Here is a 15,839-nt window from a genome sequence, read left to right on the forward strand (position 1 = left end):
AGTTAATCCAGAACCTGTCCATCCTCCAGCAGCTTCAGGCGCAGCTTCTCAACCGCCACTTTCTGCAGCGATACGTCCGCGTCCAGCGCCAATGCCGCCGCAGTCGCCGCGGACTGGCCCAACACCAGGAATACAGGCTCCATGCGGATAGAGCCGTAAGCGATGTGCGAAGCGGAAAGGCAGACCGGCACGAGCAGGTTCGCGCATTCCTCCTCCTTGGGCACGATGGCGCGATAGCTGATCGGATAGGGCGAATCGAGCGGAATTTGCACGTCGCCTTCGTTAAGAACGTCGCCGTCCTGACTCACATGACGCTGCGTATTGTGGGAATCCATCGTATACGAGCCGAGACCGATCGAATCGGGAACCGGCGCCTTGCGGAAAACGTGATTTTCGTTCATCACCTCGCATCCGAGCATGCGGCGCGCTTCCCGGACGTAGAGCTGCGGCGTCCAATGGCCGGTATCCGCGAACTCGTCGAGCGGCAGCCCCCACGGCTCGTAAAACGCGCGAATGTCCTTTGGCACCCGGGGATGGTTCTGCACCGTCCACACCAGGCCCGTCTGATAAATCCGATGCGCCTCCGCGATTTTTTCCCGTCCCGCATAATCCGCTTCCGGATAATCGTAGTTGCGACCGATCCAGTCGGTGGAAAACCCGTAAATGTTGTTGGAGTCGGTCTTCCGGTTCGGCACCGCATGCAGCTTGAAAAACTCCGTCTGCCCCCGCTCGATGGCGCGGAACAGCAGCTCGTACTCCGACTCGTCGTAGCCGGCCGGCCGCTCGACTTTCACCCGGTTGCGGGGATCGTCCGTCAGGCACATGCGATAGCAGTAGGCCTGGATTTTGCCGTCCGCTTCCCCGTCCTGCCCTCCGGCGCCGGGATTTACGCCCGGCAGCAGGCCACTGGCGGGGTCCCCCCGGCGCAGATACGGGTCGATGCCTCGCGGAAGCTGGTTCAATACCGCCCGGCGCGTCTGAATGCCGTTGAACCGCTCCCCATACGTCCGGTTCGCTTCCCGCCCCGTCGAATACGATACGCCCGCCGCTTTCATCAGATCGCCTTCGTACCCGGCATCGACGAACATTTTCCCATGAATCGTCGCGCCCGACGCCAGCCGGATCGACGCGATGCGGTTGCCCTGGAGCGCGACTCCGTTCGCAAGGTCCAGCTTCTCGCCGAAGCGGACCTCGATGCCGTACTCGCTTACCCAGTCGCGGAACACGGCCAGAGCGGTCTTCGGCTCGAACGTCCAGACGGCTTCCCGGCTTCCGTACTTCTCTCCCAAACGCCGATAGAATTCAAGCGCGAGTCCGCCGATTGCCGACTTGTCGCCGAAATCCGTATCGCCGAGCCCGCCGCTGCTCAACCCGCCGAGCCGGTTCGAAGGCTCGACAATAACCGGCTTCATTCCCAGCCTGACGGCCTGCACGGCCGCGGCGATTCCCGCCGGCGTGCCGCCGTAGATGACCAAATCATAGCTCATGTCCGTCTCTCCATCGTCAGAACGACTTTTTTCCTCTCTCCGGTCAAGTTGAGCCGGAGGAAGACGAGCTTGTCCTGAATTTTTTTCGCTTCGGTGAGGCCTTCGGACGACGCGACCTCATAGCCGGCCAGATCGTCCCAGTACGTCAGCCCGAACGGGATCGGCTTCCAGTAATCGAATTCGAACATGAGCTCGATCCGCGAATCCGACTTCTCGTAACGGGTCACGAACATCGGCGGAATCTCCTCCTCGAACGTCTCGTACATATTCCATTGGCCGACGTAATTGCGCAGCAAGCGGGGCTTGCACTCGCCGCGAACGAACGCCATCTGGCATTGGGCGTCATAATAGAAGAAGGTTTCCGGGAACGGGCCGAGGCCGACACCGCCAAGCGTCATCGTGTACGCGTTGACGGCCGGGCGAACCTCCGCGTCCCGGGTCAGCATATAGCTCGGAGCCGTCGTGACGTTCCGCTCCTTGTACAGCCTCACCGCGTTCGGCAGCGTCGTGATCGTCACCGGATAGCCGGTAACGTAAGCGAAAAACCGATCCATCATGCGCGCGCTTTCCTCGATGTCCTCCGCCGACCAGACGGCGAAGGCGTCCGTTCGCTCCATCTCGTGCGACTCCTGCTGCTGCTGGAAAAATACCGTCTCGTTATTCGCCGTATTCAGCAAATAATCGTCGAACAGCCTTTTCCAATACTCGATGTCGTCTCCCGTGCACAGCCCGGCCCGCAGCACGTCGTTCGGATCGGTGGAAAAAATGCACGGACTGCCCGAATGGAACGATTGATGCAGGTCCCGCGCCGTCCACTCGATCGCCACGAGCTTCCCTTCGCCGGAATGAGGCACCTTGTACCGACTGCTGTCGATATACCAGGACCCCCACGGCACTCCCTTGTGCGTGATGCCGTCCCACCATACCTGATCGTAGCAGTAGCCCCACATGCCCTCGAAGCCGAGCTCCTCCAGAACCTCGATCATCTCGTTATAGATGCCGCCCCGCGCGGCCACCTTCGTCGTCGCCCACGGGAACGCTTCGGCGAGCTGCCGCCAGTGATCCTGCAGCGTCCGCCGCAGCTCGTCCTTGGAATGCATAATGTCCTTGCCGAACAGCGGGCAGAGCAGGACGACATCGTCGCCGTACTGCTCGTGCCAGCCGCGAATCCGGTCTCCGAGCGCCGGAATCGAGCCCGGATTGACGATCCAGGTGACCGGGATGCCGTGGCGATGGGCGATTTCGGCCGTCAGGTCGACGCCGATCGTCGGCGTTCCGCGTCCCCAGGAGACGTCGTAATGCGTGGCGATGCTGGTGAACGTGTAGATCAGTTTTTCCGGTTTCATCTCTTGTCCTCCGGTCCGTAATCCTCGTCTTCGAACTCGATCGGGCCGCCGGCCTGCACGGCGGCTTCCCGCGGCGGCTCGTCGTTCCCGTCTCCGAGCCAGGCTCCCTGGCCGAGCAGCGCGCGCTGCAAATCGGCGATGCCGACGTCACGGAAGCCGATGCCGGCCGCAGCCGCCATGGCCGCTGCCGTTCCCGCCGCCTGCCCCATGGCGAAGCAGTTCGGCATCACCCGCAGCGAGCCCTGCACGATCCGGTCGGACGAGACGGATCGTCCCGCCGCGATCAGATTGGACACGCCTTGCGGCAGCAAGCAGCGGTAAGGCACGCCATGGGATTTGCCGCGCGGCAGGTGCTTGACCATCATCTTGCTCTGCTGGTTTGCCAAATGGATATCGATGAAGTAAGCGTTCCGGGCGATGTCGTCCGGGAACGTTCTCATGTCGAGATAGTCCTGAACCGTCAGCATGTAGTCGCCGACGATGCGCCTCGTCTCCCGAATGCCGATCTGGTCGCCCGTATGGACGAGATGCGCCCGCTCGAATCCCGGCACGTAACGGCGCAGAAACCGCATCTGCGTGTCGACGAGCCGGCGTCCCTCGATCGCCGCCCGGGTCAGATGCTCCGCTTTCGTCCCGTCTACGCCGAACACATGGCCGAAATTAAACCCGATGGTCGAATCCGACAGCCAGGTGATGCTGGAGATCCGTTTCCTTCCTTCAGGTAAGTCCCCGTTCTCCTGCGCTTCCTGCACCGCCTTCTCCACCGCGATCGTCTGGCCCGTCTCGGCCACGTAACGCTCGAATCGGGTCTTGTCGGCGTCCGCAACGACGAAGCACATCGTGGCCGGCTGCAGCTCCCCCTCCTCGCCGCCGATATGGAAGGGCACCCCGGCCAGCGCGGAAATGTCGGCGTCGCCAGTCGCGTCGACGTAAAGCTTCGCCTGCACGACCGAACGGCCGGTCTTGTTCGCGACGACGATCCCCTGAATGCGATCCCCTTCCGTCAGCACTTGCTGAACGAATGTATGGAACAGCGGCTTCGCCCCGCTCGCTGTCACTTCTTCGTCGTAGACCCGCTTAAGCGTCTCGACATGAATCGGCACCCAGTCCAGCTGATCCTTGTACATTTCAAGGTACGCTTCCCCGGACTGCCGCTTCATCTTCTCCATCAAATCCAGACCGATGCCGCGAACGACCGGCTTCTCGCCGTCCGTGAACGGGCAGAAAGCCGGCACGAGCGCCGCCGTCCCCATGCCGCCCATATAGCCGCGCTGCTCGATCAGCAGCGTATCCGCCCCGTTGCGCGCCGCGGCGATCGCGGCGGCGATGCCGGCCGCCCCTCCGCCGATAACGGCGACGTCCGGCCGCCAGGGAACCGGCAGCTCCTGCGCCGGCAGACGGACCTTAACCCCTTCGGTTTCCCGCACAGCGCCTCATCCTTCCTGTAAGTGATCCTCGCCGATCCAGGCTCCCTGCTTGACGAGCTGACGCTGAAGCGCGTCGATGTCGACGTCCCGCGTATCGGTCCCGTTCGCTTGCGTCAGCAATGCGCCGGCCGTCCCGGCCGCCTCCCCGAACGCGAAGCACGTCGGCATGACCCGCATCGAGCCCTGCGTCGTCCGGTCGGCGGAGATGCTCCGGCCGGCGACGAACAAATTGGCGAAGCCGACCGGCAGCAGCGCGCGGTAAGGGATGCCGTGCGACTTGCCCGGCGGAAGAAAAATTTTGTCGATGTACGTTTTGCCGTCCAGCAGAGGCTTCGACAGGTGCACGTCGATATAGTAGGCGTTGCGCGCGATGTCGTCGGGGAACGAACGGCACGACGTGAAGTCGTCGAACGTCACCGTGTAATCGCCGACGATCCGGCGCGTCTCCCGGATGCCGATCTGCTCCCCGGTCTGCGCGACGACCGCCTGCTCGAATCCGGGAATGCGCCGGCGCAGCCAATCGGCAATATGGTGCACGAGCTTGCGGCCTTCGACCGCCCCGCGGGTCAAGTCGTCCGCGTTGGAGCCGTCGATGCCGGTCACATGGCCGAAGTTGAAGCCGCAGTCCGACTCGTTGTAGAAGGAGAATGCCGCCCAGTTGTGCAGCACCTTCAGCTCTCCGCTTTCCTTGGCCCGTTCGATATGGGTGTGCAGCGGGCCGTGCTCGCTCGCGAAAGCCTCGAAACGCGACCGGTTCAGGCGGCTGAGCACGAAGCACATCGTCGCCGGCTGCAGCTCCCCGCCGTCGTCGCCCTTCTGGAAAGCTCCTCCGGCCCGCCAGACGAGGTCGGCGTCGCTCGTCGCGTCGACGAACCATTTTGCCTTGACCGCCCGGCTGCCGCTTTTGTTATGAATGACAAGCGCGTCGATGCGCCCTCCTTCGCCGCGGATCACGTCGCTGATAAACGTATGATAGAGAAGGCGCACGCCGGCCTCCTGCATTTTGGCGTCGAGAATGAGCTTCAGGTTCTCCGGTTCGATCGGCACCCAGTCGATGACGTCGCGGAATTTCTCCTTCAAGCCCTGCTGCATGGCCTCCTTCAACGCCTGCAGGATTTCGTAGCCGATGCCGCGGATGACCGGTTTCTCCCGGTCGGAATACGGCGTGTAGGAAGGGACGAGCGAGACCGTCGCCATGCCGCCGAGAAATCCGCGCTGCTCGATCAGCAGCACGGAGGCGCCGTTGCGCGCCGCCGCCAGCGCGGCGCCGATGCCGGCCGGCCCTCCGCCGGCGACGACGACGTCGGCTTCGGCGTACAGCGGGAGCTCGGTTTGGTAGGAAAATGAAGTCGTCATGTCGGGCGTTCTCCTTTATGTCGCAGCGTATCGATGATTTGCCGGAACAGAACCAGATCTTCCCGGGCGTCCTCCGCCGACGTTTTCGGCTCCCGGTCCTGTACGATCGACTCGTGAAAATAACGAAGCTCGCGCGTATACGGGTCCTCGTAGGTCGGCCGGACGATCTCGGTGCGGAACGACTCGCCCGCGGTGCGCATAATCGTCGCCTGAGCCGGCAGATGGCGAATATATGGCGTGTCGTAGGTCACCTTGACCGTCTGCGTCTCGTTCATGACCTCGAGCAGGGCGTCGAACCGCCCCTGGCCGTCCAGCCCCATTTCGAACAGCGTCCGGAAGCGGCCGTGGTCGAACAGCACGGACAAAAATGTCCCGCCCAGCCAACAATCCGCGGAGACGATCCGCTGCGGCAATCCGATCAATTCTCTCATTGCCGACAGATCGTGCGAGCCGAGGCCGAGCAGCAGATGATAGACGGCAACGAGGTCCGGCGGCGCCCCTTCGCCGATCGCCTCCCGGACCAGCCGCTCGCCGCGAAGACGCCGGTCCTCGCGAACGGACTCGGGCAGCTCGAATCTCAGCGCCTTGGCCGACTGGTTGATGAAATAAGCGTTCGGCCCGATGATATCGCGCACCCGCGCGTAAGTGACGTCTTCCATCCCGCGAACAAGCTCCGCCGCCTGCTCGAAAGCCGCGGCATATCTGCGCATGTAGCCGACCATGACCTTTACGCCGGCGCGGTTTTTGGCCGCGATGATCTCGTCCGCCTCCCGGACCGTCATGCACATCGGCTTCTCGATCAGCACGTGCTTGCCGGACTCGATCGCCGCGATCGCCCCTTCGGCGTGGTACTCGCTGCTGTTCAGAATCAGTACGGCGTCCAGCCCGGCGTCGCGGGCCAGCTCCCGGGCGTCCCCGTAACGTTCCGCCTCCGGGTGCCGCTCGCCGATCGCCTGCAGCAGGCGGGGGGACGCGTCGCATAACGCCGATATTTCGAACAGCTCGTCAAGCTGAGCGAGCGCCGGAAGATGAACGATCTGGGCGACCTCTCCCAATCCGACCAAACCCAACTTAAGCTTCTTCATAACCTGAACTCCTTTGCCCCCGGGATAAAGACGGAACGGCGGCACCGCCTCGCCGTTCCGTCTCTCCGTTATTTCGTCGTCGCGTACCAGTCGTTCACTTCCTGGGTTACGGCTTCTCCGCCGGCCGCCTTCCAGTTGTTCACGAACTCGTCGTAAGTCGCTTCCGCGTCGCCGTTGACGACCGTCTTGGTAATGTAGTCGTTAAGCAGCGTGTTCAACTGCGCGTTGTTTTTGGCCAACTCCGGCAGGAACGGGGAATACGCGAGCAGGTCGTGGATTTTATGTTCCTCCGGAATTGTGTTGATCGTCTCCCAGCCCTGGAAGAGCAGCTCGTCCTTACGGACTCTCGCCTGCCAGTAAGTTGGCGCTTTGTCCTCGATGACGCCGGTTCTCATGTTGTTGGCGTTGCCCATCTCGTCGGTGAACTGCGGCAGGATCGGATAGTAATTGCCGTCCTGGACCGAGTAATGAACGCCTTCCTCGCCGAGATACGATTCCAGGAACACCTTCGGCTCCAGCTTGGCGTTGATCCATTTAATCGCTTCCTCGGGATGCTTCGCGGATTTCGGCACGACGGTGAACAATTCGAAGCCTTCGCTCAGCGCCAGGCCCGCTGTCCCGTCCTTGCCCGTCAGCGCGCCCGCGAAGGCCACCTTGGCGTTCGGATCGGACTTGACGATGGCGGTGGAGATCGTCGGGAACATATGCCAGGCCGCGATCATGGCGCCGGCTCTGCCGCTGGCAAACTTCTCGAGCATCGTCGCTTCCTTGGTCGTGACGAACTCCTTGTCGAGCAATCCGCCCTTGTACAGCTCGTTCACGAAAGCCATATAGTCCTTCAGTGCCGGATTTTCCGCCATATTCACCAGTCGGCCGTCGACATCGCTCCAGGACTGCGCGAGCCCGAAGGCGCCCCGTATATTTTCCAAAGGCACGCCGCCCATGGCGGTGAGCGGGATATTTTTGTCGCCGTTGCCGCCCGGGTCCTGTTCCTTAAACGCTTTCAGAACGTCGACCAGTTCGTCCAGCGTCGTCGGCATCGGCAAGCCCAGCTTCTCCAGCCAGTCGACCCGGATCGCGATACTCCACGACGTGTTGGTGATCGCCTCGGAAGGAATGCTGTAGATTTTCCCGTCGACCTTCACCGCATCCAGATTTTTCTGGGATACCGCCGCTTTAATGTTGGGGCCGTACTGCTCGATCAGAGGCGTCAAGTCCACAAGAGCGCCCCGTTTGGCGTAATCGAAGTACAGCTGCTTGTAGACGCTGCCCATCGAAATGATGTCGTAGGATTCTCCCGACCCCATGATGATGTTCAGTTTGTCCTCCGGCTTGTCTTGCGGAAGCATATCGTACTGCACTTTGTAGCCGGTGCCCTTCTCCAGCAGCACGGCCGGAGTCGAGCCGTTGAAGTCCGTCGTCGCGTAATGGAGCAGCGCTTTGAGCGGCGGCTTCTCGGCCGGCGCGCTCGAGGACGGCGAGCTCGAAGACGATGCGTTCGAGGACGACGGCGCGCCCCCGGAGTTTTCTTTGCCGCCGCCGCAGCCTGCCATCAGCACGACTGCCATGCCGGCCGCCAGCAGCCAGGACATCCGCTTCTTGGTTTCTTTCATTTTCAGACAACCTCCCCGATTTTGGTGTTTATCACATAAATCCTTCGCAGGATTGATGTCGTCAGCCTTTGACCGAACCGATCAATACGCCTTTGATAAAATATTTCTGCAGGAACGGATAGATCAGCACGATCGGCACAGTGGACGCGATGATGGTCGCCGACCTCACGCCTTCCGGCGTCACGTTCAGCAGGTCGTCGGAATTTCTGTACAGCATATCCGAGGAGCCCTGCGCATCCATGACCAGGTCCCGCATGTAAACCTGGAGCGGCTTCAAGTCGGCCTGCGTCAAATACAGCATCGGATTGAAGTATTCGTTCCAGTAGCCGACGGCGATGAACAGGCAGATCGTCGCCAGCACAGGCAGCGAGAGCGGGATAATGATGCGGAATACGATTCCGAGATTGCTCGCGCCGTCGATTCTCGCCGATTCTTCCAGGCTCTCCGGCAAAGTCTCGTAATAGCTTTTGACGATGAGCAGGTTAAAGACATTGACGACTCCCGGCAAAATGACGGCCCAGACGTTATTGATCAAATTCAGATGCTTGATCAGCATGTAGCTCGGGATCAATCCGCCGCTGAACAGCATCGTGAATACGAACACGATCATCATCCATTTCATGCCCTTGATCTCTTTCTTCGACAGCGGATAGGCCGTGATCGCGGTGACGGCAAGCGATATGACGGTTCCCGCCAGCGTAATGTAGATCGAGATGGCGAAGGCGTTGAGAAACGGTTGGCCCGTCACGACGAATTTCATCGTATCGAGCTGGAAATCGATCGGCAGGAACGAAACTTTGCCCGTCACGACGGCCCACTCCGCGCTGAAGGCTTTGGACAGCACGTTCATGAACGGAAGCAGCGTCACGATCCCCATCAGCGTCATGCTCGCATACGCAACCACGTCGAGCAGCCAGTCGCCCGCGCTCTGTTTTCTGATCAAATTAAGCCGCCTCCTTTACCAAATGCTCCGCCCGATCCATCTTCGGCTCAAGGAGTTGCCGGAGACGATCAGGACGAAACCGATGACCGAGTTGAACAGACCGACGGCCGTGCTGAACGAATAATCCATCTGACCGAGACCGATTCTGTACACGTAAGTGCCGATGACGTCGGCGGTGTCGTACACAACCGCGTTGTACATGACCAAGATTTGTTCCGTCCCCGCTTCCAGCAGACCCCCCAGCCGCAAAATCAGCATGAGCACGATCGTCGGCGCGATACCGGGCAGCGTAATGTGCACGATCTGCCTGAACCGTCCCGCCCCGTCGATTCCCGCCGCTTCGTACAGGTCCTGATTGATGCCCGCGATCGCGGCGATGTAGATGACGGCCGACCACCCGGCTTCCTTCCAGCCTTGGGAAAACACGAGCACGCTGCGAAACCAGTCGTTGTCCGTCAGGAACGAGATCGGATCGCCGCCCAGCGCCTGGATGATGCGGTTGACGATCCCCGTCGAAGGCGAGAGAATGTTGGTGAACAGCCCGCCGACGATGACCCACGACAGAAAGTGCGGCAGGTAGATGACGGTCTGGATCGTTCTTTTGAACAGCATTTTCCGGATTTCGTTCAGGATCAGGGCGATCAAAATCGGGAACGGGAACAGGAGCACCATTTTGTAAACGCTTATAATCAACGTGTTGCGAAAAACCTTGTAAAACTCCGGATAATGGATCAGCTTGTCGAATTGCTGAAACCCGACCCACTTGCTGGCCAAAATGCCGTCGAACACGTTGTAGTCCTGAAACGCGATCACGATGCCGTACATCGGCACGTACTTGAACAGGACGAGGAACAAGAAGCCCGGCAGCAGCAGCAGGTACATATCCAAATTTTTGATTCTCATCGTTATCCGCCTTCCCCGATTCTGCTTAAGCGCCGGCGGCTATCGCCTTGAATGCGCTTACTCGATTATTCCACGGATTCGCGGGTCGAACAATTCAACATTCGTTCGAAAAAAGCTAATCTCATTCGATTTAACAAAGTCCGGCAAGATTTTCACGATCGGCGTTGAATACGTAATCTACGGCAAAAGTATTTCTGACCCGAGGTGAGTGCGCAATGCTCAAAGCGATGATCGTGGACGACGAAAGGGCGACGCGGGAGAAGCTGATGGAATACGTGGACTGGAGCTCGCTGCGCATCGAGGCGGCCGGCGAGGCGAAAGACGGCGCGGAAGGACTCCGGCTGTTCGGCGTCCTGAGACCGGATATCGTCCTGATGGACGTCCGCATGCCGCGGATGAACGGCATCGAGTGCGCCGCGGAAATTCGCAAGCTCGATCCGAATTGCAAAATCATTTTCCTTAGCGGCTACACCGACAAACACTATTTGAAATCGGCCATACAAATGCAGGCGATCGATTATATCGAAAAGCCGATCGATCTCGGCGAGCTGCACGACGTATTGACGAAGACCGCGGCGCTGTGCGAGGAAGAGCGCGGCAAGCTCGAGCTGGCCGCCGTTCGCGTCAAACAGGAGCTCGCGCTGACGATGGCGTCGGACCGGGCGGACCTGCCGGCGATCAAAAAAAGATTCGAGAGCATCGGCTTTTCCGTCTCCTTGAACGATGTTTTCCGCTGCGTTCTGCTCGAATTCGGCGGCCGGCCGATCTTCGAGGGCGAAGGTGGGGCGGACGTCGTGCAGGCGGATCGAATCACGGATATCGTAAATCGCGAATTTGAAAACGCTTCCCTTCCCTGCGTCTCCGGCATGCTGGACGGCAGCCGTCTGATCGTTCATATTTGCGGAGGCGCGGCGGAGCAGACCGCGCGAATCAAAGCGGCGATCGAAGGCGTGCAGCAAACGTTCGGGTGCGCCGACGCTGGAGGCAACGGGATGGTCACCGCGGGTATCGGCAAATCGGTGCGCGGCGCGGAAAATATCCGCAAGTCCTTCGAGCTGGCCCGCGGCGCGCTGCAGCTGGGTTTCATTCGGGGGTTCGGCAGCATTAACGCGGAGGAAACGGAACGTACCGCGGAGGAGTTCGCCGGGATCGAGGATATTCGGCAGAATCTCAAACGCTGCTATCAGGAGGAGAATCTGGCGGCCGCGATCCGGGAAATCGACGGATGGATCGCCCAGCTGGCGGAGCGGCCGGGGAAATTCCGCATCTCTTCCGTCAAAGCCGCCCTGCTGTCCGTCATGCTCCATCTGTCCGCGCTGGCCGAGGAATCCGCCCTGCCGATAAGCGGCGAATGGAAGAAGCAGGAGCTGCTCTGGGCGGAGCGGCTGAACCGCGGCACTTTACGCGATGCGGCCGCCTTTATCAAGGAGCTGCTGCAGACGCTGTTCCGGCAGACCGGTCAAAAAGGCATTAGCCGGAAAATTCGGGCGGCCATCGAATATATCCGAGAGCATTATGGCGAAGATCTGTCGGTCGTTGCTATCGCCGACCGGCTGGAAATGGGCTCGACATACTTGTCCACCCTGTTCAAGAAGGAAACCGGGCAGGCGCTCAGCGAGTTTATCGAGGCGTATCGGATGGAAAAGGCGAAGGAGCTGCTGAAGGACGATCGGCTGAAAATGAGCGAGGTGGCGGGGTCGGTCGGTTACCGGAACGCCAACTATTTCGCAACCGTGTTCAAGCGGTCGACGGGCTTGTACCCTTCGGAATACAGGAGGATGTTCGCGCGATGACGAATTTGCCGCTGCGGATGCGCAGCTCCTTCTTCAAGGATCTGAACATCAAGCACAAGCTGCTGCTGTCCTATCTGGTGCTGATCGTGTTTCCGCTGGGCGTTCTCGCCCTGCTGACGTATATCCGCAGCTCCGACGTGATCGAGGAGAAAATGATGGATATTTCCTCGCTGGCCTTGAAGCAGACGGGCTCCACGCTCGGCTATGCGATTCAAAGCGCGATCAAGTCGTCCAACATCGTCTCTTCGAACAATACGGTGCAAAGCGCGCTGGAACGGGAACCGGACCGCTACGACAACAACGCCCAAATCGACGATTTCCTCAAGCTGAGCGACTATTTGACGGGCATTCAGGTCGATCAGGGCGTATACCGGATCCGGCTCTACTCGGCGCACGAAACGATCTACTCCAACGAGAACGTCAATTTGTTCAACTGGAAGACGATTCAGGACACCGAGCTGTACGACAAGGCGCTGGCCAAAGACGGCCAAATTTATTGGACGGCTCCCTATACGTTCAAATACGGGGGGATCGGCGACGAACAGGAGATCGTCTCCGGCGTGCGGATCGTCAACAAGCGCAATGCCTTCGGCGAAACGATCGGACTCGTCAGCGTCGACATTCTCGTGCGGGACATCGTGCGGATTTTGAACGAATCTCCTCTTGCCGAAAAGGGGTACTTCTATATTGCGGACGGAAATGGCGAGCTGATCGCCAGGTCGGACGGTTTCCTCTCCGCCGCGCCGCTTCCCGCCGACGAAGGAATCTGGAGCCGGACGGAGCTGGGCGGCAGGTCCGCGCTCGCGACGTTCGTGTCCGTGCCCTACTCGGGCTGGAAGCTCGTCACCGTCGTACCGCTGTCCAGCCTGCTCAGTCCGAGCCGGAATTTGCGCAACTTTACGTTCCTGTCCATGCTGGCGATCGGCGTCGCCGCCTACTTGTTCGCGCTGCTGATCTCCTCTTCGCTCGTCCAGCGGATTCGCCGGCTGATGCGAACGATGAGGAAAGCCGAGCAGGGGGATCTGTCGGCGAAAGTCGCGGTGAGCGGGAAGGACGAAATCGGGGAGATGGAAGACAAGTTCAACAAGATGCTGATCAAAATCGAAGATTTGGTCGAAGACCGGTTCCGCATCGGCATCGAATCGAAGAACGCGGAGCTGCGGGCGCTGCAGGCCCAGATCAATCCGCATTTTCTGTACAACACGTTGGAACTCATTACGTGCAAGGCGCTGAAATACAGGGCGGAGGACATCAATGTTCTCGTGAATCTATTGGCCAAATTTTACAAACTCAGCCTTAGCAACGGAAGGGACATCGTCTCCATCGCGGACGAAGTCTCGCATATCGAAGCTTACGTGAACATTCAGAACCTGAGATTCGAGGATCGGATCAAGCTGCGGGTGGACATCGACGAACGGCTGCGGGATTATTCGATCCTGAAGCTCGTGCTGCAGCCGATCGTCGAGAACGCCATCCTGCACGGAATTATGGAGAAGGACGAGCAGACCGGAACGATCGGCATCGTCGGACGCCTCTATCCGAGCTATATCGAATTGTCCGTCTCGGATGACGGAGTGGGCATGAGCGCGGACAAGGTGGAGCGGATTTTGACGGAAGGTCCGCGGAAAACCGGTCACGGCTTCGGCATTGCCAACGTCGACCGCAGGCTGAAAATCAATTGCGGCGAAAGCTGGGGACTGTCTTACTCCAGCGTGCCCGGACAAGGAACGACGGTCGACATTCGTTTCCCCGCCGTCCGATTTCAAGCGTGACGAACGACAAAAGGCCGGAAGCGCCGCCGTTCCGGTTAGGAAGCGGCCTCGTCCGGTCTCGGGCAAGCGACCGGTCCGGTCGCTTCCGCAGTCGTTCACAGAGTAAAATTGCTGCGTATGCTCCTGAAATCCCCCCTGTCGGGGGTTTGTCTGTTCGGATTTCAGAAGCAAGCAGCATCGCAAGGAGGCGCGCGGCGCTCATCCCGCGATAATTCCGTTAGTCGATGTCCAGCAGTTCCAGAATGACGCCCAGATCGCCCGTGCTTTCCACGTAAGCGTATTTGTCGCCATTCTGAATGAGCGGGTAGCCGAACTCCTCCAGCTTGGCCGCCGTTTCCATCATTTTGTCCTTCGCCTTAAAAGCGATATGGTGAACGCCCGGCCCCTTCGTGTCGAGAAAATCCTTCCACGTGGTAGGGTCCTCCGTCGGCTCGATAAATTCGATGACCAGGTTCTCCATCTGGAAGAAGGCGAGCTTGACCCTCCCCTTCGTCGGTTGTCCCTGATAGGTAACCGTATCGCTGCCGTCCTCGTTGGCCAGGACGATCTTCGGAACGGGAACGCCCATCAGTTGGGCGAATCGGCCGCTCGCCTTCTCCACGTCCCGCACGATCATCGCGATCTGGCAAATAAAAGAGGTGCCTAATATCGTATCCGCCATTTTTATTCTCTCCTTGACTGTCAGGTAGGGGTATTTCGATTGCGAACCTCGGCCGATTACGCGTCTTTCAGCCTGTAGCTGACGAACGCCAATTGCCGGCTGTCCGGGGACCACGAGTTGACGTTTAAGGTACCTTGTCCGCCGAATAAGCTGACCAGCGTGCGGAATTCTCCGCCTTCGCTCGGCATGAGCCGGATCTCGACATGCTTGTTCGCCGGGTGGTCGCCGGGCGCGACATCGCCCTTGCGGTACGTGATGTAGGCTATCGTCTTGCCGTCCGGAGAGACGTGCGGGAACCAGTTGTTGCTCTCGTCGAACGTCATCTGCGTCTGTTCGCTGCCGTCCGCGTTCATTCTCCACACCTGCATCAGTCCCGTGCGCACCGAATTGAACCAGATGTGCTTGCCGTCCGGCGAATACTCGGGGCCGTCGTTCAGTCCGGGAGAATTCGTCAATTGCGTTTCAACGCCGCCGTTCACCGGAATCGTATAAATATCGTATTCGCCTTTCCGCGCTCCGCAATAAGCCAGCACCCCGCCATCCGGCGACCAGCCGTGCAAATAGCTGGGCGCCAGCGGCGTGATCAGCGTGGGATGGCCGCCCTCCAACGGGAAGATGTACACGCGGGATTGGCCGTCCTCCAAGGTATGGTGGCTCACCGCGACATGCGAGTTGTCGGGCGACAGTACGTGATCGTTGTTGCAATGGTTGGCAAAGCCGGATTCAATGACGGAGCTCGCCCGCGTAGCAAGGTCGAACGAATAGAGGCAGCCTGCGCTGTTATAGATAAGGCGCTTGCCGTCGAGGGTCCAGTTGGGCGCCTCGATCACGGTATCGAACTCGGCCAACACCCGGCGTTCTCCCGTAGAGACGTCGACCGTCTCCAAGATGCTGATGACGTTTCTTCCTTCCGGCTTGCGCGGTTCCGCTGCTTGTTTCATCTTCTGCTCTCCCTCGGATCGTGACCGTCCGGGACTATGCCCGCGGTTTGATATTCAGATTAACGCCCAAATCGTCCTCGATGTCGACGATCGTCCAACTGCTGCCGGGATAATAGCCGACCGTGCGCATGGCGTACCCCATCTCCTCCAGCTCGCCGATAATCGCGTCGCGTTTCTCGCCGACCTGGAAGCCAAGATGATGGACGCCGTTGCCGTGCTTGTCGAGAAATTCCCGGAACGTGCTCTCGTGTTCGTCCGGCTCGTGAAGCTCGATCACGAATTGTCCCGCCCGGATGTTCGCGAGCTTGAGTCCATAGTAGGCACGACCGCCGCGATACGTCAAATCCGGGTTCTCCACGGGAGGATTATAGCGTATCTCGGGGACGGGAACGTTAAACAACTTCGCCCAAGTCTTCGCCGCCTTTTCAATATCCGATACGACGATGGCGATCTGAATAAATCCATCAAAGCCGATAGGAGTGTTCATTAGATTTCCCTGCCCTTTCTGTCCC

13 protein-coding genes are annotated in these 15,839 nt (G+C 59.8%); 2 read left to right on the forward strand and 11 right to left on the reverse strand.

Translation table 11 applies throughout. The features are described 5' to 3' along the window. Positions 1-2: 2 nt before the first annotated feature. The 8 genes from ACFFT4_RS02180 to ACFFT4_RS02215 form a co-directional block, all read right to left on the reverse strand. Positions 3-1,487, reverse strand: coding sequence for an FAD-dependent oxidoreductase (locus ACFFT4_RS02180; protein ID WP_378044693.1), 1,485 nt, complete (start codon positions 1,485-1,487; stop codon positions 3-5). Then, the gene (locus ACFFT4_RS02185; protein ID WP_378044695.1) at positions 1,484-2,833 is read right to left on the reverse strand and encodes a hypothetical protein; all 1,350 of its coding nucleotides are present in this window, start codon (positions 2,831-2,833) and stop codon (positions 1,484-1,486) included. The genes ACFFT4_RS02180 and ACFFT4_RS02185 overlap by 4 nt, the downstream gene beginning before the upstream one ends. After that, positions 2,830-4,260 (reverse strand): FAD-dependent oxidoreductase, encoded by a 1,431-nt coding sequence (locus tag ACFFT4_RS02190; RefSeq protein ID WP_378044696.1) that lies wholly within the window; start codon positions 4,258-4,260, stop codon positions 2,830-2,832. Before ACFFT4_RS02190 ends, ACFFT4_RS02185 begins: the two co-directional genes overlap by 4 nt. Positions 4,261-4,266: 6 nt before the next feature. Beyond that, positions 4,267-5,616, reverse strand: a complete 1,350-nt coding sequence (locus ACFFT4_RS02195) for an FAD-dependent oxidoreductase (RefSeq protein WP_378044697.1) — start codon at positions 5,614-5,616, stop codon at positions 4,267-4,269. Next, positions 5,613-6,701: a Gfo/Idh/MocA family protein gene (locus ACFFT4_RS02200; protein ID WP_378044699.1), complete on the reverse strand. Its 1,089-nt coding sequence runs from the start codon at positions 6,699-6,701 to the stop codon at positions 5,613-5,615. Before ACFFT4_RS02200 ends, ACFFT4_RS02195 begins: the two co-directional genes overlap by 4 nt. A 68-nt stretch (positions 6,702-6,769) precedes the next feature. Beyond that, positions 6,770-8,314, reverse strand: coding sequence for an extracellular solute-binding protein (locus tag ACFFT4_RS02205; RefSeq protein WP_378044700.1), 1,545 nt, complete (start codon positions 8,312-8,314; stop codon positions 6,770-6,772). A gap of 61 nt (positions 8,315-8,375) precedes the next feature. Then, positions 8,376-9,257, reverse strand: a complete 882-nt coding sequence (locus ACFFT4_RS02210; RefSeq protein WP_378044702.1) for a carbohydrate ABC transporter permease — start codon at positions 9,255-9,257, stop codon at positions 8,376-8,378. A gap of 15 nt (positions 9,258-9,272) precedes the next feature. Further along, positions 9,273-10,160, reverse strand: coding sequence for an ABC transporter permease (locus ACFFT4_RS02215; RefSeq protein ID WP_378044703.1), 888 nt, complete (start codon positions 10,158-10,160; stop codon positions 9,273-9,275). A 215-nt stretch (positions 10,161-10,375) separates the two neighbouring features. Here ACFFT4_RS02215 and ACFFT4_RS02220 point away from each other — a divergent pair, with 215 nt between their 5' ends. After that, positions 10,376-11,953, forward strand: coding sequence for a response regulator (locus ACFFT4_RS02220; protein WP_378044705.1), 1,578 nt, complete (start codon positions 10,376-10,378; stop codon positions 11,951-11,953). Continuing rightward, positions 11,950-13,725: a sensor histidine kinase gene (locus ACFFT4_RS02225; protein ID WP_378044707.1), complete on the forward strand. Its 1,776-nt coding sequence runs from the start codon at positions 11,950-11,952 to the stop codon at positions 13,723-13,725. The genes ACFFT4_RS02220 and ACFFT4_RS02225 overlap by 4 nt, the downstream gene beginning before the upstream one ends. Before the next feature lie 217 nt (positions 13,726-13,942). On the opposite strand, the gene ACFFT4_RS02230 is transcribed toward ACFFT4_RS02225, so the two are convergent. The 3 genes from ACFFT4_RS02230 to ACFFT4_RS02240 are packed head-to-tail and all read right to left on the reverse strand — an operon-like array spanning position 13,943 to position 15,814. Continuing rightward, positions 13,943-14,386, reverse strand: coding sequence for a VOC family protein (locus ACFFT4_RS02230; protein ID WP_378044709.1), 444 nt, complete (start codon positions 14,384-14,386; stop codon positions 13,943-13,945). 56 nt (positions 14,387-14,442) lie between these two features. Further along, the gene (locus tag ACFFT4_RS02235; protein ID WP_378044710.1) at positions 14,443-15,327 is read right to left on the reverse strand and encodes a TolB family protein; all 885 of its coding nucleotides are present in this window, start codon (positions 15,325-15,327) and stop codon (positions 14,443-14,445) included. Between the two features lie 34 nt (positions 15,328-15,361). After that, positions 15,362-15,814, reverse strand: coding sequence for a VOC family protein (locus tag ACFFT4_RS02240; RefSeq protein WP_378044712.1), 453 nt, complete (start codon positions 15,812-15,814; stop codon positions 15,362-15,364). Between the last annotated feature and the right edge of the window lie 25 nt (positions 15,815-15,839).

Source organism: Cohnella cellulosilytica, assembly GCF_042431195.1.
Lineage (GTDB): Bacteria > Bacillota > Bacilli > Paenibacillales > Paenibacillaceae > Cohnella > Cohnella cellulosilytica.